This window comes from Sphingomonas sp. NPDC092440, from assembly GCF_044754985.1.
In the GTDB taxonomy this organism is placed as follows: Bacteria; Pseudomonadota; Alphaproteobacteria; order Sphingomonadales; family Sphingomonadaceae; genus Sphingomonas.
This window is the reverse complement of sequence record NZ_JBIVQA010000014.1, coordinates 69,927-88,641: the sequence shown is the minus strand read 5'-3', so window position 1 is coordinate 88,641 and position 18,715 is coordinate 69,927. Positions and strand designations below refer to the sequence as shown.

Annotated in this window: 19 protein-coding genes; 3 read left to right on the top strand and 16 right to left on the bottom strand. The window is 67.6% G+C overall.

Translation table 11 applies throughout. The features are described from left to right. Positions 1-85 precede the first annotated feature (85 nt). From ACIQCS_RS19960 to ACIQCS_RS19905, 12 genes are all read right to left on the bottom strand, one after another. The gene (locus ACIQCS_RS19960; protein WP_345848255.1) at positions 86-1,285 is read right to left on the bottom strand and encodes a serine hydrolase domain-containing protein; all 1,200 of its coding nucleotides are present in this window, start codon (positions 1,283-1,285) and stop codon (positions 86-88) included. A gap of 31 nt (positions 1,286-1,316) precedes the next feature. Next, a complete protein-coding gene (locus ACIQCS_RS19955; RefSeq protein ID WP_345848257.1) occupies positions 1,317-2,465 on the bottom strand; it encodes a serine hydrolase domain-containing protein in 1,149 nt (382 codons plus the stop codon). Further along, entirely contained in the window at positions 2,465-3,019 is a 555-nt protein-coding gene (locus ACIQCS_RS19950; protein WP_345848258.1) for a GNAT family N-acetyltransferase, read from the bottom strand. The genes ACIQCS_RS19955 and ACIQCS_RS19950 overlap by 1 nt, the downstream gene beginning before the upstream one ends. After that, complete coding sequence (locus tag ACIQCS_RS19945) at positions 3,016-4,011, bottom strand: polysaccharide deacetylase family protein (protein WP_345848260.1); 996 nt, start codon at positions 4,009-4,011, stop codon at positions 3,016-3,018. Before ACIQCS_RS19945 ends, ACIQCS_RS19950 begins: the two co-directional genes overlap by 4 nt. A gap of 99 nt (positions 4,012-4,110) precedes the next feature. Then, positions 4,111-4,782, bottom strand: a complete 672-nt coding sequence (locus ACIQCS_RS19940; protein ID WP_345848262.1) for a hypothetical protein — start codon at positions 4,780-4,782, stop codon at positions 4,111-4,113. Between the two features lie 22 nt (positions 4,783-4,804). Continuing rightward, positions 4,805-5,257 (bottom strand): hypothetical protein, encoded by a 453-nt coding sequence (locus tag ACIQCS_RS19935; protein WP_345848263.1) that lies wholly within the window; start codon positions 5,255-5,257, stop codon positions 4,805-4,807. Positions 5,258-5,344: 87 nt separating this feature from the next. Next, the gene (locus ACIQCS_RS19930) at positions 5,345-5,728 is read right to left on the bottom strand and encodes a hypothetical protein (protein ID WP_345848264.1); all 384 of its coding nucleotides are present in this window, start codon (positions 5,726-5,728) and stop codon (positions 5,345-5,347) included. Positions 5,729-5,783: 55 nt separating this feature from the next. Beyond that, positions 5,784-7,121 (bottom strand): sensor histidine kinase, encoded by a 1,338-nt coding sequence (locus ACIQCS_RS19925; RefSeq protein ID WP_401531558.1) that lies wholly within the window; start codon positions 7,119-7,121, stop codon positions 5,784-5,786. After that, entirely contained in the window at positions 7,118-7,792 is a 675-nt protein-coding gene (locus ACIQCS_RS19920) for a response regulator transcription factor (RefSeq protein ID WP_345848267.1), read from the bottom strand. The genes ACIQCS_RS19925 and ACIQCS_RS19920 overlap by 4 nt, the downstream gene beginning before the upstream one ends. Positions 7,793-7,955: 163 nt before the next feature. After that, the gene (locus ACIQCS_RS19915; RefSeq protein WP_345848269.1) at positions 7,956-8,564 is read right to left on the bottom strand and encodes an outer membrane beta-barrel protein; all 609 of its coding nucleotides are present in this window, start codon (positions 8,562-8,564) and stop codon (positions 7,956-7,958) included. 73 nt (positions 8,565-8,637) lie between these two features. Beyond that, the gene (locus ACIQCS_RS19910) at positions 8,638-9,375 is read right to left on the bottom strand and encodes a response regulator transcription factor (protein ID WP_401531556.1); all 738 of its coding nucleotides are present in this window, start codon (positions 9,373-9,375) and stop codon (positions 8,638-8,640) included. 172 nt (positions 9,376-9,547) lie between these two features. After that, positions 9,548-10,000, bottom strand: coding sequence for a MarR family transcriptional regulator (locus ACIQCS_RS19905; protein WP_345848272.1), 453 nt, complete (start codon positions 9,998-10,000; stop codon positions 9,548-9,550). Positions 10,001-10,142: 142 nt separating this feature from the next. On the opposite strand from ACIQCS_RS19905, the gene ACIQCS_RS19900 reads away from it, so the two are divergent. Then, positions 10,143-10,913 (top strand): alpha/beta hydrolase, encoded by a 771-nt coding sequence (locus ACIQCS_RS19900; protein ID WP_345848274.1) that lies wholly within the window; start codon positions 10,143-10,145, stop codon positions 10,911-10,913. Positions 10,914-10,972: 59 nt separating this feature from the next. Here the strand turns inward: ACIQCS_RS19900 and ACIQCS_RS19895 are convergent, their stop codons facing one another. Together ACIQCS_RS19895 and ACIQCS_RS19890 are read right to left on the bottom strand one after the other, a co-directional pair. Continuing rightward, the gene (locus ACIQCS_RS19895) at positions 10,973-11,326 is read right to left on the bottom strand and encodes an STAS/SEC14 domain-containing protein (protein WP_345848276.1); all 354 of its coding nucleotides are present in this window, start codon (positions 11,324-11,326) and stop codon (positions 10,973-10,975) included. Positions 11,327-11,367: 41 nt separating this feature from the next. Continuing rightward, the gene (locus ACIQCS_RS19890) at positions 11,368-11,778 is read right to left on the bottom strand and encodes a thioesterase family protein (protein WP_345848278.1); all 411 of its coding nucleotides are present in this window, start codon (positions 11,776-11,778) and stop codon (positions 11,368-11,370) included. 216 nt (positions 11,779-11,994) lie between these two features. Here ACIQCS_RS19890 and ACIQCS_RS19885 point away from each other — a divergent pair, with 216 nt between their 5' ends. Together ACIQCS_RS19885 and ACIQCS_RS19880 are read left to right on the top strand one after the other, a co-directional pair. Next, positions 11,995-13,173 (top strand): glycoside hydrolase family 88 protein, encoded by a 1,179-nt coding sequence (locus ACIQCS_RS19885; protein ID WP_345848280.1) that lies wholly within the window; start codon positions 11,995-11,997, stop codon positions 13,171-13,173. A gap of 9 nt (positions 13,174-13,182) precedes the next feature. Then, positions 13,183-14,124 carry a DUF4861 family protein gene (locus ACIQCS_RS19880; RefSeq protein WP_345848282.1) on the top strand — a complete coding sequence of 314 codons (942 nt, stop codon included), beginning with the start codon at positions 13,183-13,185 and terminating at the stop codon, positions 14,122-14,124. A gap of 318 nt (positions 14,125-14,442) precedes the next feature. Here ACIQCS_RS19880 and ACIQCS_RS19875 read toward each other — a convergent pair whose 3' ends face one another. Then, positions 14,443-15,543: an alginate lyase family protein gene (locus ACIQCS_RS19875; protein ID WP_401531553.1), complete on the bottom strand. Its 1,101-nt coding sequence runs from the start codon at positions 15,541-15,543 to the stop codon at positions 14,443-14,445. Between the two features lie 197 nt (positions 15,544-15,740). Then, positions 15,741-18,647 (bottom strand): TonB-dependent receptor, encoded by a 2,907-nt coding sequence (locus ACIQCS_RS19870; protein WP_345848284.1) that lies wholly within the window; start codon positions 18,645-18,647, stop codon positions 15,741-15,743. Positions 18,648-18,715: the final 68 nt, after the last annotated feature.

The window sequence follows — 18,715 nt, the reverse complement described above, 5'->3', positions numbered from 1 at the left end:
GGCGCATATCATCGCTCCTCATCCCGCCGCCATATCGGCGGGATGGCACGGCATTTTCGGAAACGCGCCCGATCGAGCGCCGATGTCAGCCGGGCGAGCCTCGGCCGGGGCCAGCCTTCCGGGGCAAGGGCTCGAGGCGCCGGTGCAGCAGCTTCTCGACCAGTCCGCGATAATAGCCGGCGAGCTCCGGCTCGTCGCCGATGATCTCGAGGGCACGGACGATCGGTACCCATCCGTTCGCGCCGTTGACGAAGATGGCCGCCCCCGTGCGCCGATCGGGCGAGAAATAGACGAGATCGGTCTCGCCTTCGTCATTCCCCGTGTGCTGGAGCACGGTGTGGCGGCCGTAGCGCTGCACCTGCCATCCAAAGGAATAGCCATAGCGATCCGGGCAGCGGCGGGTGAAGCGGAGCTCGCAGCCATAGCGCCCGTCGCCGGCGAGCGGAGTCACGATCCGCTCGCGGATAGCGCGCGTCTCCGATCCCCGCCGCGATGCCGCGATCAGGCGCTCGAGAAACGCGCCATAGGCGTCGGGCGTCGCGATCAGGTCATAGGCGGCGCCCAGCCCGCTCCCCTCCCTGAGCCCCGGATACAGCGATGCCATGTCGAGGAACCGGCCGTCCGCGCCCATGGGCAGCGCAAGCCGCCCCGCGGTCCAGACCGGCAGCTCGCCCACCGCCATGTGCGTGATGGCCCAGGGGCGCAGCAGGGTTTCCGCCGTGAGCGCCCGCAACGTCATGCCCGTCTTCGCCTGGGCATAGCGCGCGGCAAGCTCGATGCCCGCACCCGAATAGCGATAGCGGGTGCCGGGCGCCCAGTCGAAGGCGAGCTTGCCTTCGGGATAATCGTCGGTCCAGTTGCGCAGCCCCGAGCGATGCGAGAGCAGGATGCGCGTGGTGAGCAGCTTGTAGCGCGGATCCCCGGCGAGATCCGGCGACGCGACATGGGCGGCGATCGGCTCGTCCAGGTCGATCCGACGCGCCGCCGCCAGCGCGAGCAGCGTCTCCGCCGTGACCGTCTTCGCGATCGACGCGGTGTTGAACACCGTGTCCGCGCTGATCGGCACGCCCGGCGCCTGCTCGCCATAATGACCCGACCAGATCAGGCGGCCGTCACGGACCACCGCGATGCCGATGCCCCCGATCTTCTCCGCCCGCACGATTTCCGGCATCCACCGCGCCATCGCGGCATCGAGCCTGGCGGCGGCCGGAGTCACGTCCCTGGCCGCCAGCGGCTGGGCCGCGAAACCGGCAATTGCGAGGGCGGGGATAACCCGCCTGACCATCCAGTGCTTCATATGCTGCATGTGCTGCCCCTCATTTGCCGGAATAGGGGCCGGACCGTGTGGCCAGCGGCGGTGCCTGCATCGCGGTCATCACGCTCAGGCACAGGTCGAACATCCGCTCGCCCGCTGCTTCCGTGGCGATATTGCTCATCGCCACCACGGCCCGGCCGGTTCCCGGCTCCACCATCATCCCGGTCGTGAACCCCACATCCTGCCCCATGTGAAAGGCGATGGCGCGCCCCTCGACCCGCAGCAGGAACCATCCCAGGCCGATCGCGGGCTCCCACTGCGCCCGGTCCGGACGATCGACGGCGGCGCCGGGCCGCAGCATCGCCGCGATACCGGCATCGGAGAGCAGCCGCCGCGTGCCGCGTCCCGGCACCGCCGCCCAATAGCGCGCCCAGCGCAGCATGTCGGCCGCATCGGCATAGAGCGTCGAGCTACCCGCATGGACGCGGTTATAGGGGAAGACCGCGCTCACCCGCACCTGTCCGCCCTCCGCCATGTGCGGCGCGGAGAGACGGCGGCGATCGACTTCGGCGAGCAGCAGCGAGCTGTGCCGCATGCCGAGCGGCGCCAGCACATGCCGGCGCACATAAAGCTCGAACGGCATGCCGCTGGCCTTGGCGATCACGTCGCCAAGCACGTCATAGGCAAGGTTGCTGTAATGCACCGCCGCGCCGGGATCGCTCACCAGCCTCAGCCCGGCGAGACCGCGCACCCAGCGCTCGAGCGCCGCGTCGGAAGTCTGCGGGCGCTCCCATTCATAATCCTCGATATCGGGCAGGCCTGAGCTGTGGTTGAGCATCTGCCGGATCGTGACGCGCCCGAAGCGGGGATCGGCGAGACGGAAATAGGGCAGGTAGCGGGTGGGCGAGGCGTCCAGGTCGAGCCGTCCCTGCTCGGCCAGCTGCAATATAGCCGTGGCGACGAAGGGCTTGGTCACCGAGGCCATGTGGAAGACCGTGCGCCGGTCGACCGGCACGCCGGTGGCGAGGCTGGCGGTGCCGGCGGCGGCGATGTGCGAACGACCATCGCCATCACTCCAGCCGATCACCATGCCCGGCGCGCCGGTAGCGCGGATATATTCCGCGGCGGCGTCACGGCGATGCGGCAGGGACGTGGTGGTGGCGCAGCCGGCCGTCAGCAACAGCAATCCGGACAGCAAGATGCGAAGCATCAGGCCAGCCGCTGCGCCGCGAAGAACGCGTCACGGTTCAGCTGCAGATCGACGCTGTCGCACCATTCCGTCCCGACGAGCAGGGTCCGCTCGCGCCTGCCGGTCTCACGGAAGCCGAGCCGGTCCAGCAGGCGCAGGCACGCGGCATTGCGCGGATCGACATCGGCGGTCACCACAGGCAGTCCGTGCACCTCGAACCCCCGGGCGAGCACGGCGCCAAGCGCTTCCGCGGCGAACCCGCGGCCCCAGCTGCGCGGGTGCAGGATCAGGCCGATCTCCGGAAACCGATAGAAGCCGACCTTGCCGATCACCGCGCCGTCATGCTCGACGACGAAATCCTCGCCTTCGCCGGGTGGGATGGCGAGCATGTCGGCCAGCCATTCCCTCGACTCGCCAATGGCCGAATGGGGCGGATGCGACCAATAGGCCGTCGCCACCGGATCGCCCAGTATCGCGTGCATCGCGGCCAGGTCCCCGGCGCGCGCCGGCCTTAGCGTCAGTCGGGTGGTATGAAGCGCCCCAGCCGGGCCCGGTCTTGCATTCGAGAACGTCACTTGCCCTCCGCATAGCGCGCCACCCATTCGGGCGGCTCCTGCTCCTTGCTGCCATCGACCTTGACCTGGCGCTCGCTCGCCCAGCGATAACCCCACATCGGGCCGTATTTCGTCGCGACGCGCGGCGACTCCCGATAGGCCGGGTCCGACTGCGCCTCGTCCAGCGAGACGAAGCGATAGCCCTGCTGGCGGACCAGGCGCAACAGCCGGTCCAGGGTCGCCGCGTTCAGCCGATTGAGGTGCAGCAGCAGGATCGCGGGCGGCTCATAGCCGAGCACGGTGCGGTCGAGCGCGGCATAATAGGCGATCTGGGTCCGGCTGTGCGCGAGATAGGCCTCCTCGATACGCCGGCGCATCCAGTCGTCCGCGCCCGCGAGCGCCCGCTCATAGGCCTGGTCGAACACATAGTCGGACGTATCGATCGTCGCGGCGGCCAGCCGGTAGCCCCGGCCGGCGAGCAGCGCCTCCGCGGCCTGCCGCTTCGCCGCCGTGTCGCCGACATGATTGTAGGGGAAGCGGAAGAACCGGAGCTTGCGTCCCGCCGCCTCGGCCATCGGCCGGATCGTCGCCTCGCCGTCGGTCACTTCGCGGGCGATGCCGTCAACGTCCAGGCGGTTGCTGTCGGCATGGGTGGAACCGTGATTGCCGAGTTCCAGCAGGCCGCGGTTCCATTCGCGGAGCAAATCGGGGCCGACATCGCCCAGGGCACGCACATGCTGCTCCGTGACGAAGCCGGTTGCCGGCACGCGCTGCCGCTTCAGCACCGCCACGATGGCGCGATTGGCGTCGGCGGCCGCACGCTTCCCGCCGGCCTCGGGGGCCGATGCATGGACATAGGGCAAGTCGTCAAAGGTGATCGCCACCCGGCGCTCGGCGGCCGGCGGCGCGGCTTGCTGCTGCGCCCGTGCGGGATGGAGCATGGCCGATAGCAGCAGCGTCGCCGCCAGAACCCCGCTTCCCCGGCGCGCCCGGCGCCACGGACCCGTCTTCATCGATGCCCCCTTCGTCGTCATCCGTTCCTCCGTGCGCACCGGCCGACGCCGCGGTCCGGACCCAAGATTGCGTGAACATTGCGCCGGCGGCGCCGCGGTTCAGTTCAGGAAGCGGACCGTGGACCGCTCGACCGTCTTGCCCTTCTCCTCGGCCTCGGTGCGCATCACGCCCAGCCCGGGCACGAAGAACTCGACGAGCTCGTACCGCATCGGGATCGCGATCCCGATGACCCGGAAGGACACGTTGAGCGTCGAGCGGATGACGAACGCCTGCTTGCGCCCTTGCGGCGTGTCGATCGCCTCGAATGCACGCACGCGGCGATCGGAGAGATTGAACCTGACCTTCATGGCCTTGCCCCTGGTCTCGCCGTCCAGATCGAAATCCACGCGCGATTCGAGGGCATCGCCGACCCGCATGCCGCCGGGATAGCGGAGCAGGACGGGGCGGCGCGACGACAGCGCCTCCTTCTGGCTCGGCAGGCTTCCGGTGAGGTCGAGCAGCAGGTCGCCATTCTCGCAGCGCGCCTCGCTCGTCGTCGCGGGCTCGCGCGTGTCGAGGCTGCGGGTCGTGAGCAGCGCCGTGGCCGATCGCGGCGTGACCTGCCCCGCCTGCACGGTCATCAGCTTGCGGTTCTTGACCGATCCGCCCGCGTCCAGGGTGACCGTCTCGACCCGGCGGCCGTTGGCGAAATAATAATAGCCGGCGCAATCCACGGGCACGCCGGGGCCGGCGGCCGCGCTCAGCGCCGCAGCCAGAAGCGGGAACAACATCGCGGTCTCCGTCTCGTTGGCGTCAGGTGCAGGGGTAGCTGCGACCGTCATCGGCGCGATAGGTGTCGCTGCCCTCGTCGTAATTGCCGTAGCGCTCGAGGCAGTAGCGCCGGCGCTCCCGGGCCTTCTTCTTGCCGTCACTGGTGAGCGCGACGATCAGCCCGCCGACCAGCGCGGTGCCGATGACGCCGGTCACGACACCCTTGGTCCGCGCATCGTCGCGCCGCTTGCGCTCCGCTTCGCGTCGCCAGTGATCCTCGCGCTCGCGTTCCCAGCGCGAGCGGTCCCGCTCGCAATGGATCCGGTCGCGGCCGTCGCGCCAGTCGCAACGCGGCCGGTCCCATCCGCCATCGCCATGCCAGTCGCCGCGGCGCTCCTCCTGCCCCGCGCCCGCCGGCATGCCGGCGACGGGCGGGCCGGCCGCCAGACAGGCGGCCGCGCCAAGCGCCAGGGCCGTTCGGCCAAGTCTCGCCATCATCCCATGCACTCCTCGACACGCGCCCCTGCCGGGCGCGGTTCGAGTAGAGCGGATCGACATTGCGCCAGTCTGGCGCGGCCCCGGTCAGCAGCCGAGCTCGGGGTTCAGATAGCTGTCGATCCGCCAGCCCGCGGAGGTCCGATGGGCATAGAAGGTGTAGAAGCAGCGCTTCTCCGCGGTGGTCGTCGGCGCATATTCCGTCCGCCGCCGCCCCCGCTCGTACGTGGTGGTCTCGCTGCCGCCGCTGGTGGTCGTCTCGACCTCCATCCACTGATAGGCGCGGCGTCCGTCGGGAAGATCGCGCACGTCGACCGGCGGGCCGTAGCGGGCCATCACCGCCTCGGGCGGTCGGCCGACATAGCCGCGCATGATGTCCGCCGAGCATCCCTGCAGCGCCACCGCCAATGCGAGCCAGCCGGCGCCATGCGCCGCCCGCCGGGAAGCGGGAACGAAGAAACGAAACGACATGCGCATTCTCCGGAAGCCTGATCGCCCGCACGCGCTCTCCCGCCCGAAGCTTGCGTCAACCTTGCGTGCTCTCGACGAATTCGAGCCGCATGATCGTTCCGCCGGCCGGCGCCTCCAGCGCGCAGGCCGTGCCGCCATGCAGCGTCATGACCTGGCGGACGAGATTCAGCCCCAGGCCCGAGCCCGTGCCGCGCGCGCGGAGCCGGTGGAACGGGTCGAACACCCGGTCGCGCTCTTCCGCGGGAATGCCGGGACCGTCATCCTCGACTTCGATGGCCGTGCCCTGGATGCGCAGGAGCACGTTCCGCCCGCCATGATCGATCGCGTTCTGGATGAGGTTCGCGAGCACCCGCTCGACGGCGGCGGGATCCCCCCGCACCGGCCGGCCACCCAGATCGGCGACTTCGAGATCGCCGCCGCCCGTGATCACCAGCGGGGCGATATCGGCGGCGACGCCGCGCGCGATATGGCCGAGATCCACCCCCTCCCGGAGCGGGGCGAAGCGTTCGAGCCGCTGCAGATCGAGCAGTTGCTCCGCCAGCGTCGCCAGGCGCGCGACGTCGCGCTGCAGCCGCGCTGCCAGGGGGATGTCGGCCGACGCCTCGATCTTCGCCTGCAATATCGCAATGGGCGTGCGCAATTCGTGCGCGGCGTCGACGATGAAGCGCTGTTGCCGGTCATAGCCTTCATCGAGCCGGCGAAGCGCGCCGTTCATGGACTCGACCAGCGGCACGACCTCCGCCGGAAGCCCTTCGGGCGACAGCCGGGTGCCCCGCCGATCAATGTCTATCCGCCCCGCTTGCCGAGCGGCGATGGAGAGCCGCCGGAAGGCGCGGCGAATGATCAGCGGCGTGACGACGATCGTGATCAGCGCCAGCAGGCTGAGCACCGGGATCATCATCAGGTTCGACAGGAAGAGCACGACGAAGGTCATGCTGAACAGCCCGCCCTTGCCGATCACGGTGAACTCGCCCGCAGGCCCGGCGGCACGGCGCACCACGGCGATGTCGCGGAACGGTGGGGACGTGTCCCGGATGTCGGCGAAGGTGATGCGATCGAGATTGTGGGCGATCGGCTGGTAGAGCGAGGGAACCTCACCGAAGGTGACGAACTCGCCGCGATCGCTTCGCGCCACGAACCAGAGGCCGGGCGTGGTCGTCCGCAGCTCGGCGAGTTCCTTCGTCTCCGCCAGGCGAAGCCGGCCATCGGCACCGCGCTGGATCGCGCGCGCCGCCACTTCGGTGAACTGGGGGTCGATCAGCGCCCCGCCCTCGTCCGCGCGGATCAGATAGCCGACGAGCGCCGCGCTGAAGACGAGCAGGATCGAGATCTGGAAGGCGAGCAGCCGGACGATCAGCTGGCGTTTGAGCGACACCGGCCGCGATGCTTTCATGGGCAATGCCGCAGCAGGTAGCCGACGCCGCGGATGGTATGGATCTGAACCTCCGCATCGGCTTCGGAAAGCCGCCTGCGCAGGCGCGAAATATGCGAATCGAGCGTGTTCGACTGGATCTCGTCATCGAAGCCGTAGACCGCATCCTCGAGCGCGGTACGCAGCACCGTGCGCCCCCGCCGCCGCATCAGCGCCGCGAGCACGCGCAACTCGCGGCGGGGCAGATCGAGCCGCTCGCCGCGCACCAGCGCCTCGTCATGCGCCATGTCATAGACCAGCTCGCCCACCTGCACTTCGTTGAGCGGCAACGCGGCCGGCCGCCGCCGGATCGCACGGATGCGGGCGAGCAGCTCCTCCATCGCGAACGGCTTGGCGAGATAGTCGTCGGCGCCGAGATCAAGCCCCACGACACGGTCCTCGACCTCGGCGCGCGCGGTTATCACGATCACCGGAATGCCGGGGATCCATTGCCGCAGCTCCGCGATCGCGTCGACGCCGTCCCCGTCGGGAAGCGCGCGGTCGAGCAGGACCGCATCGCTATTGGCGAGCCGGGCCGCCTCGCGCAGATCGGCAAGGCCGGTGACGTGATCGACGACATAGCCTTCGCGCTCCAGCACGGTCCGCAACGCGCCCGCCAACTCGGCCTCGTCCTCGACCAGCAATATACGCACTATACTTCTTCCTGCTTCCGCCCGGGCCGCCGGCGATAGGCCGGGTTTGCCATCGAAGCCGCTGGGCGCCAAGCGCCAGACGGGGTGAGGACGGACGGCCAAATGGCCGCCCGCCCTCGGGTTGAGAACGGACGGTCTCTCCTCCGTCCATCCTCGGGGCACTTTAAAAGCCGACCGACAGGCCCAGCCGGATATTCGAGGAGGTCAGCCCGTCGCGATAATTCGCCCGATCATATTCCGCCCGCGCATATACGCCCGGGCTGACGCCGGCCTCGATGCCGGCGCCCCACAGAAAGCCCTTCTCGGTCAGGTTGGTGCGGATATCCTTGAGGTTGGCAGCCCGGAAATCCGTCGTCTCCCGCACGCGCAGCCAGCTATAGCCGGCCCGGCCGTACAGCAGGACGTTCGGCGCCGGCAGGATCCCCGCGCGACCCGAGGCGTCCCAGGTCCAGCCCGGCTTCAGCGCATAATCGCCCGTGGGGCTGGCCGCGGTCAGGGTCTTGCCGCCCCGGCCGATCCCGGCCTCGGCACCGATCACCAGCAGATCGCCGAGCTGCGCGTCATAGCCGATATGGCCGCGATAGCCGATGCCACCCTTGCTCTGGTCGATGCGCGAAGCGATCCGCGGCAGGGAATAGTCGCCGTCTTGCCAGCGATAGTCGACCGAAACGCCGACCTTGACGCCGCTGAATGTCGCATCGCCTCCCGATTGCGCAAAGGCGGTTCCGGGCATTGCCGCCAAGACGCCGATCAGTACACAGATACGCTTCATCGAATTTCCCTCCGGTCTCACACGGGCCGCCCTTTCCGACGGTCCTGCACCCGGTTGGGCGACGAACCTTGCCTCAGCATTGCGCCGCGGAATCCGCCGAAAGATCCCGCCCCTGCCCTTCCATCCGCAGCCGATATCCGACGCCACGGACCGTCTCGATGCCGATATTGCGGCCGGTCGCGCGATCGAGCTTCAAGCGCAGGTTGCTCATGTGGACATCGATGCTCCGGTCATAGGGATGGCGGGAGCGCCCCAGGACCGCGAGGCACAGCGCGTCCCTGGTGGAGACCGTGTCGCCGCCGTGCATCAGCAGTTCGAGCAGGTTGAACTCGGTTGCGGTCAGGACGACCTGCTGATCTCCCCAGAGCGTGGCGCGGCGGGCCCGGTCGAGCCGCAGCCGGCCGGCCGAGATCGTCGGCTGGGCCGGCATGTCGCGGGTACGGCGCAGCACGGCGCGGAGCCGGGCGAGGAGCTCGCGCGGGAAACAGGGCTTCGCCAGATAGTCGTCAGCACCGAGCTCCAGGCCGATGACCCGTTCGACATCGTCATCGCCCCGCGCGGTCAGCATCACGACGGCGACGGCGCTGCGAGCCCGGACGCGGCGGAGCACTTCGATGCCGTCGATCCCGGGCAGCATCACGTCGAGAAGCACCAGGGCGAACCTGCCGGACAAGGCGAGGTCGACGCCTTCCTCCCCCGTCGCGCTGGCCGTCACCCGAAAGCCCTGCGGAAGCAGATAGTCGCCCATCAGGGCACCCAGCTGAACATCGTCGTCGATAAGCAATATCTCGATCATGTCGGCCCGGCACATATCGGAACCCCCCTCCCAAACGGAGGTCAGGCAGCCGCGAGGCGCGAGAGCGGGACGGCGCCGCCGAGCGCCGCGGAGTCAGCAAGACGCAATTTCATACCCACATCACCATCTGCCGGATCAACCGAACGGATTGCCCCGCAAGGTTGCGCGAACCTTGCGGCGCCAGGCCCTATTCCGCGTCGCCGCCGGTGAGCGCCGCGCGCAGCCGCAGGACCTGATCGTTGAGCGCGACCATCTGGGGCACGCTCAGCCGCGAACTGGCAAGCAGCGCATCGGTGAGGCACGAAGCGCGGCTCCGCAGCGCCCGGCCCTTCGGCTGCAGGAACACCTGCACCTGGCGCTCGTCCTTCGGGTTGCGCTTGCGCGCCACGAAGCCCGCGGCCTCCAGCCGCTTCATGAGCGGGGTTATCGTGCTCGGCTCGAGCGCCAGCCGGTCGGCAATGGCCGAGATGGTCTGGCCGTCGCGCTCCCACAACGTGCTCAACACCAGATATTGCGGATAGGTCACACCCAGCGAATCGAGCATCGGCTTGTAGAGCCGGTTGATCGCGATCGACGTGGAGTAGAGCGAGAAACAGAGCTGCGCATCGAGCGGCAGCGGCTCTCCGGTGGGAGTGGTCACGATAATCCTCGCTTCCGAATCATGAACTTACGACAAAATACATATCGCGATAAATTTCTTCTGGACAAGGAGGGCGAAGGGGTGCAGTTAATAATTATCGCGATAAAGAGTGTTGCGACAAACTTTGGAAAGGAGACCTCAGATGACCAAGTCCAAGATGCTGCTCGCCGCCGCTGCCACCCTCGCTCTCGGCACGGCCCCCGCCTCGGCCCAGGAAAAGGCTGCCACCCCCGTCAAGTCGGTCGTGCTGGTGCATGGCGGGTTCGTCGACGGCTCCGGCTGGATGGACGTCTACAAGATCCTGAAGAAGGACGGCTATGACGTCACCATCGTCCAGAACCCGACCAACGCGCTCGCCGACGATGTTGCGGTGACCCGGCGCGCGATCGCCGCCGCCAAGGGCCAGGTGATCCTGGTCGGCCACAGCTATGGCGGCGTGGTCGTCTCGGAAGCGGGCACCGATCCCAAGGTCGCCGGCGTGGTCTACATCGCCGCTTTCGCGCCGGACAAGGGCGAGTCGGTCTCGTCCCTGATCGCCAACCCCGCTCCCGGCGCTCCGGTGCCGCCGATCCTGCCGCCCCAGGATGGCTATCTGTTCCTCGACAAGGCCAGGTTCGCCGCCGCCTTCGCCGCCGACGTGAAGCCCGATGTCGCCGGGTTCATGGCGGACTCGCAGGTTCCCTGGGGGGTCGAGGCGCTGCAGGGTGCGGTCACCACCCCGGCCTGGCGGGTGAAGCCGAGCTGGTACCTGGTCGCCAGCGACGACCATATGATCCCGCCGGCGGCACAGCGCCAGATGGCGGCGCGGGCCGGGGCGCATGTCAGCGAAGTCGCGGGCAGCCATGCGGTCTATGTCTCGAAGCCGGCCGCCGTCGCCGCGGTCATCGAAGCGGCCGCGAAGGGCACGAAATAAGCCGCTTCCCCCGCCGTTCCCGGATGCCGGGCCTCGATCGAGGTCCGGCGTTCGGCGTTTCAGCGGCGCAGCAGCCAGGTGAGCGCGCTCTCGGCGCGCGCGAAGATGCGCAGATAGGGCTGGGTCATCTCGCGGCGCACCTGCATCCGGGCGATCGCGCTCTCGGTGACGACCGCGATGCGGCTCGCCTGGGGAAAGCCGGCAAAGTGGCGGCGAAAGGCGCGCACCGCCTCCTGCGCCTGCACCCCGCTACGGCGCATGTCCATGCGCAGGAGATAGCCTGGCACGAAACCCTCGGCATCGAACTGGTCGCGCAGCTTGCGGGCATAATCGCCGACCCGATCGGGCTCGAACATGGCGAGCCACTCGATATCGAGCAGATTCAATTCCTTGCGAAAGGTCACGCGGTACATCGCGGCCGCTCTCGCAGCCAAAGGTTAACGGCTGGTCGCCGTCACTCCTCGGTCTTGACGAAGAAGCGGTCGATCACTTCCCGCGCCAGCCGCGCGGGACGGAGCGTCTGCGCGTCGAGGCAGCACCAGCTCGACTTGACCTCGGCCAGCACTTCGCCGCCGCGGCGGATCACCGTCTCGTAAAAGGCCCGGGCGCCCTGGACCTTCTCGAGCAGCACGGTGGCGACGACATCGTCCTCGAGAAAGGCCGGCTTGCGATAGGTGATCTCGTGCTTGAGCGCGACCCAGAGATGCTCGGCCACCGCCTCGACCGGCGCCAGCGCCTGCCAATGGCTGATCACGGCCTCCTGCACCCATTTGAGGTACGAAGCATTGTTCACATGCCCCATGAAGTCGATATCGTCCTGAGCGACATCGATCGGAAATTCATAGGGAAGCGCGGTGCCGGACATATTCCCGCATCATAGGGCGAATCGGGTTTCGAAGCGACTAAAATCCCTGAAATCCCGGGGCTTCGAGGAACCGACGGATGCCGTAGCGTCACCCCGGCACGACGAGACGAACCCATCCGCCCGCGCGCCAGATTGGCCTTACCACTTGACTTGGACACGGCAGGCCAACATCGTCCGGGCATATCGCGGTGACAGCGGTAGCAGAGAGGAGACAAGATGAAACTGAAGCTTGCCGCCGCCGCCCTGGCCGGAGCCGTGCTCGCCATCAGCCCGAGCGGCATGGCCCGCCCCGTGGCGGCCGCCGCCGCGCCCGCGGCCGCGCTGCCGAGCCGCGCGCAGGTGATGGCGTCGATGGAACGCGTCGCCGACTGGCAGCTCACCCATCTCGACGATCTCAGCTACATGCCCGCCGCCCGGCCGAGCACCAAGCGCGCCCGCGACTGGCAACAGGCGACCTTCTGGGTGGCGCTCACCCATCTCGCCGATCGCTCGGACAGCGTGCGCTACAAGGACGCGATCTTCTCCAAGGGCCGCGAGGAGGGATGGAAGCTCGGCGACCGGCTCTACCATGCCGACGACCACATCATCGGCGCCGCCTGGATCTGGGCCGCACGCAAGGGGGCCGGGGCCGCGGCGCTCGCGCCCATGCGGGCAAGCTTCGACCGGATCCTTGCCGCGCCCAAGACCAACGACCTCAAGTTCATCGCACCCGAGCCCGGCGCCGGCGACCCCAGCTGCACTACCCGCTGGTGCTGGTGCGACGCGCTGTTCATGGCGCCGCCAACGCTCTGGGCACTCGCAAAGGACACTCGCCAGGGCCGCTACGCCGCCTTCGCCGACAAGGAGTATCGCGCGACCACCGACTATCTGTTCGACAAGGGCGCGCATCTCTATTTCCGCGACAGCCGCTTCTTCGACCAGCGCGGCGCGCACGGCGAGAAGCTGTTCTGGAGCCGCGGCAATGGCTGGGTATTCTCCGGCCTCGCCCGGATGATCCCCGAGATCCCGGCCAAGGATCCGCGCCGCCCCTATTATACCAGGCTGTTCAAGGAGATGGCGGCGAAGCTGGTGACGCTCCAGCGCGGCAATGGCTATTGGCCGCCCTCGCTGCTCGCCGATCCCGACCGTTCGCAGGACGAATCGAGCGGCACCGGCTTCTACGTCCATGGCCTGGCCTGGGGCATCAAGGCCGGCCTGCTCGACCGCAAGACCTATCTTCCGGCGGTGACCAGGGGCTGGGCCGCGCTCGAACATGCCGTTCAGCCAAGCGGCATGCTGGGCTGGGTACAGCAGGTGAGCGACCGGCCCGATGTGGTGAAGGCCGAGGACGCGCAATTCTATGGCACCGGCGCCTATCTGCTGGCCGGCGCCGCGGTCTATGACCTGACGAGGTAAGGAAGAAGCATGAAGCACGCCCTCTGGCTCCTCGCCGCACCGCTGCTGATCGCCGCCGGGCAGGACAGCGCCCCGCCCGCGCCGCTGGCAACGCTCAACGTCCGCCAGGCCGATGGCAGCTACAAGCTGGTCGACCGGATCGACGTGCCCGCGGGTCACAAGATCCATGACGGGCTGATCGCGATGGAGGGTCCGGGTTGGGAAAGCGATCGGATCGCCTATCGCCTGTACCTCGACGAGCGCAACGTGCCCGACATCTACGGCAAGAAGCTGCCCGGCAACGTGCTGCCGACGATCGGCATGGGCAAGGACGACTATCATTCGATGGCGCCCTGGGGCCAGGACATCTTCCAGGTCGACCAGTCGCTCGGCATGGGCGGGATCGGCGTGCTGCGCGGCGGCGTGGCGACCCAGCTCGGCAAGGCGAAGATCAGCGCGCGCGTGTTCAACAATGATCGCTCGGCGACGGTGCTGGTGACCAACACCGGCTTTCCGGGCGATGGCGGGCCGGCGGATCTATCGACCACCTACCGCATCTTCGCCGGCTCGCGCCTCACCAATGTCGAGGCGCGGGTGAACGGCAATGTGCCGGCGATGATCGCCGGGCTGACGCTGCACGACGGGATGACCAGGATCGAGAGCCCGAAGCGCGGCAAATGGCGCTATTTCGCCACCTGGGGCCGGCAGAGCCTGGCCAAGGACGATCTGGGCATTGCCCTGTTCTATCCGGCCGACGAGGCAGCGGCCACGGGAAGCGACGGCAAGTCGCTCTATGTGCAGTTCTGCGATCCGCGGAACCTGCGCTACGCGTTCGGCGCGGCCTGGGTGGAGGAGCCGGGCGCGCCGCAGACCGAGCGCGAGTTCCGGAAATGGCTGGACGATACCGCGGCCGAGCTTACCCGCCAGCCCTTCGTGGTGAGCACCGCCCAGAAGACCTGCCCGGCGAAATAGGCGGCGGCGGTTCACCGGCAACAACCGTCATCCCGGCGACCGCGGGCCTGATCCGGACGCGCACCGCATGGTCGGTTCTGCAGGCGCGTAGTCCCATCCCCCTTCCGTCGCCCCGGCGAAAGCCGGGGTCTCAGGCGATGGCGCAGGACAGGAGCCGCACCAGATCCCGGCTTTCGCCGGGATGACGATGGAGCGGCGGGGATGCAATGAAACGCGGAATGGTTCGGCACCCGGCACGCCACTGCGCGGCGCCCCTCCCCCGCCAAGCTGGGGGAGGAATTGCACCTGCTCCACCGGCAAGCCGGAGGAAGCCGCCGGTCAGCCCGGATTCTTCCCCTCGCCCACCGCCGGCGCCGCGCCGAAATAGCGCTTCAGCTCGGTTTCCGGCGCGAGCGGATAGCCGTCTCCCCAGGCCCCGCGCGCGCGCCGCAGCAGCTCGTCGAGCTCGCCGGCATCGGGACGCAGCTCGGGCATCGGCCAGCTGTCGACCTTGCGATAATAGGGCTTCAGGAAATCGGTGGCGCCCTTCAGGCTCTTGGCGCCATCGGCATAGTTCCACACGTCCACGCCCACGCACTTGGCCATATCGGCCACGTCATAGGCAGCGAACAGCGCATAGACCGAATAATGGAGGCTGCGCGTGCGGGCGAGCTCGAGCGGCATCTTGCCCTCGGCCGTGATCTGCGGCGAGATGCGCTTCTTGCCAAAGGCCTCGGCCACCGCCTTGGTCATCTCGGGCCGCCGGGCGAACAGCGCGAACTGCGAAGTCTGCGCATCGAACCACATGCCGTGATTGTTCTTGGCGGCATTCTCCGCCTTGCCGTTCCGGCTCGTCTGCATCCAGTCGAGATAGTCGGAGAACCATTTCTCCAGGCCCTTCTGCTCCTCGGCGGTGAGCCTGGCCGAGGGGCCGATCAGCCCGATGCCGTCGACCACCCGCTCCAGCCGCGACGTGTCGAGCACGCCTTCGGCACGGCCCTCCTCGCGCCCGGGCACGGCCTGGGCATAGTTCATATTGGGGTTCATGCGCGTTTCCGGGTTGAGGAACCAGGTGCGCACCAGGCTCGCGGCACGCCCGGCATAGCGCGGATTGTCGGAGAAATAATAAGCAAGGCTCAGCGTCTCGACGTCCGAGCTCATCCCCTCCAGGTCGGTGACGTCGAACTTGTCGGTGTTGCGGTCCGGATTGATCTCGCCGTCCTTGCGCATATAGGGCACGCCGCCCGGCTTGCTGGGATCCGGCCACCAATAGGGCGCGAGGCTGATATAGTCGTGCCGATCGCGCGAGGGCGGGATCGTGCGCTTGTCGACCACCGTGTAGAGCGGCCGCTTCATCGCCGCCTCGGCCCGCGCGATCAGCGCGTCATAGGCCGCCTTCACCGCCGGATCGGTCTGGATCGCGGCCTTGAGCCGCATCATCGCGTCCGGCGCCAAGAAAAAGGTCCTGCGTCCGCCGAACGACGCGGAATATCCTTCCGCGCCGGCGCAGACCGGCTGCTGGGTATTTAGGCCAGGGGAGGCGATCCCGGCATGGGAGGCAGCCTGCGGCACGAGCGCCGCAGCCAGGACAAGGAGAAGAGAGGAGCTGCGGCGCATCGGAGGTTCCTTTCGCGGGCTCAGTAGCGGATCCGGACGCCGAAATAATATTGCGGCCCGCTCTCGCTCACTTCGGCGATCGAATCGTAGCCGCCCTTGTAGAACACGTCCTTGGTGTTGGTGACGTTGAGCGCCTGCAGCTTGAGCTGGACGTTCTTGGTCACGTCATACTGGGCCGAAAGGTTCAGATAGCCCGCATCCTGCACGCCGCGGTTCGTGCCGCCGTTCGGCTTGTAGTAATGCGAGCGATAGCGATACATCGCGCGCAGCGAGAAGCCCTTGCGCTCCCAATAGACCGTGCCGTTGGCGACATATTTGGAGAGGCCGATCAGGTTCTCGGGATCGAGATAGAGCGCCAGCGCCGACGTATCCGGATATTTGAAGTTCGCGACGGCGATGTTGACCGAGCCATTGATGCCGAAGCCGCTGAGGATGCCGGGCAGCCAGGTGAAGGCATGGCTGCCGGTGAACTCGAAGCCGTAGAGACGGCGCATCTCGGGATCGTTGGCAGGCGCGATCAGGTTGACGTTGTAGGTCTGCTGGGTCGGCGCGCCACTATCCACCTGGGTGGTGACCGAGATCGTCGTCGGGATGCCCGCCGAACGCGAGATCACCGATCCGCGCAGCCACTTGTAATAGCCGGCGATCGAGAAGAGCGTGTCGCGGCTCGGATAGAATTCCAGGCTCAGATCCGCGTTCCAGGCGCGCATCGGCTTGAGGTTCGGGTTGCCGCTGGTCGGGTTGAAGGTGACGCTGGACGCGCCGCCCGAGCCCGAAGTCGGATTGAGGGTGATGCCCGCGCCGAAGCTCTCGATCGGCGAGCGCGACAGGGCGCGATAGCCGGCGGCGCGCAGCTTGATCTTGCTCGACAGGTCGAAGGAGAGATTCAGGCTGGGCAGCCAATATGCATAGTCACCCTTGAGCGTGTCGGTCTGGATCGTGCCGCTGGGATCGGCGGCGACGGTGTAATTGTCCGACGCGGTGTCGATCGTCACCTTGAACGGCAGGCGGAAGCCGACCGAGGTGATGCTGGTCTTCACATAGCGCAGGCCGATATTGCCGCTGAACGGCAGGCTGCCCAGGTCGCCGCCGAAGCTGGCCATCGCATAGGCAGCCCGGATCTTCTCGGTCACGTCGATGTCGCTGGGATCGCGGCTGTCGGCCGGCAGCGCCAGCGAATCCTGGCCGGTGAAGGTCTTGAACAGGCACTGATTGTCGAAGGTCGCCCAGCTCGAGAGATTGGTGTTGGTCGTCGGGAAATATTCGCTGGTCGGGAAGCCGCGCCGGCAATTGGCGTTGGCGTTGCCGATGATCTGCGCCACGGTCATGCCGCCATAGGGCACGATCGTGTTCAGATCGGTGTTGCGGTTGTTGTCCAGCGTGCGCTGGTGCTCCGAATAGCGGCCACCCGCCTTGATCGACTTGATGAAGCCATCATTGGCGAACCGGTATTCGGCATCGAGCCGGCCGGCCCAGATATCGTCCTTGCGATCGGTGACGAAACGCTGGCGGGCATAGACCGAGGTCGCCGTGTTGGCGGCGAAGCTCGCCGGATTGTTCACGTCGAAATTGAAGAAGGTGACGCGCGGGACGATCGGGCTCTCGGAATAGTCCAGCTCATAGCCGACGCGCGTGGTGGAACGCATACGGGTCGCCTTCTGCGTCTCGGTGCGGTGCGAGTCCGAGAAGCTGCCATCGGCGGTGATGACGAAGTTGCCCGGCTTCCAGGTGACGGTGGCGCCGCCGCCCTTGTAAGTCTCGTTGCGTTCGCGCAGCTCGAGCTGGTTCTCGATGTTCGAATTGCCGCTGTACTTGACCAGCGCGCCCGTGCTGAAACCGTTGCTGCCATCGCCGATGATGATCGGCTTGATGCCGCGCAGCGCTTCCGCGATCGACAGGATGTTGCGGTTCTCGGTGGATTCGCGCTTCGACCATTGGCCGTCGAGCGAGATGTCGAGATTGGGGGCCGGGCGCCATTGCAGCGCGCCGATCACTGCATTGCGCAGCTCGCGCGTGGTCTGCTGGCGGAAGTTGCGCGACTGGGTGGCGTAATAGGTGGTGCCGATCGTCTCGCCGGTGCGCGGCGTGCTGCCGACCTGGCAATTGACCGTGGCACCGGCGCCCGTCAGCACGGTGCCGTTGTTCGCGGAGGTGTGGCACGGCACGAAGTTCGAATTGCCGTTATAATAGTCTTCCGGCGCGGCGACATCCTGGCGCTGATAGCCGATCGCGATGCCGATCTCGCCGATGCCGGTGCGGAACTGCTTCACCAGGCTGGCATTGGCGCGATAGCCCAGGCCGTCGCGGCCGATGATCTTGTCGTCCTTGGGCAGATAGGAGCCGCGAATCTCCGCCTGGAAGCGCGACTTGCCATAGTCGAGCGGGCGCATCGAGCGCAGTTCGATCACGCCGCCGATGCCGCCCTCGAGAAAGTCGGCGCGCTGGGTCTTGTAGACGATGACGCCGTTGACCAGCTCCGAGGGGAATTGCTGGAAGGCGACCGAGCGATCCGCGCCAGCGGTGGACACTTCGCGGCCGTTGAAGGTCGAGAAGCTGAGCGTCGGGCCGAGGCCGCGCACCGAAAGCTCGTTGGCATTGCCCTTGAAGCGATCGGCCGAGACGCCGGTGATGCGCTCCAGCGTGTCGCCCACGCTGTTGTCCGGCAGGGCGCCGATCTCGTCATTGACGATACCGTCGAGCACGACATCGGCATTGCGCTTCACGTCGATCGAGCTGCGCTGCTCGGCGCGCGCGCCGGTGACGATGATGGCCTGTTCCGCATCCTGGGGCGCCGCGCCGTCCGCCTGGGCGGGATCGGGCGCGGTCTCGGCGGTCTGCGCATAGGCGGGCATCACCATGCAGGCGGATGCCAGCAACGCCAGGCGCAGCGAGTTGCGTCCGAAAGCGGAAAAAACAGTCCCAGGCATGGAATCTCCCCGTCAATTATTACGCCCGTTTTCGGGTCTGATGGCGTGGTAAGGCCAATTTGGCACCG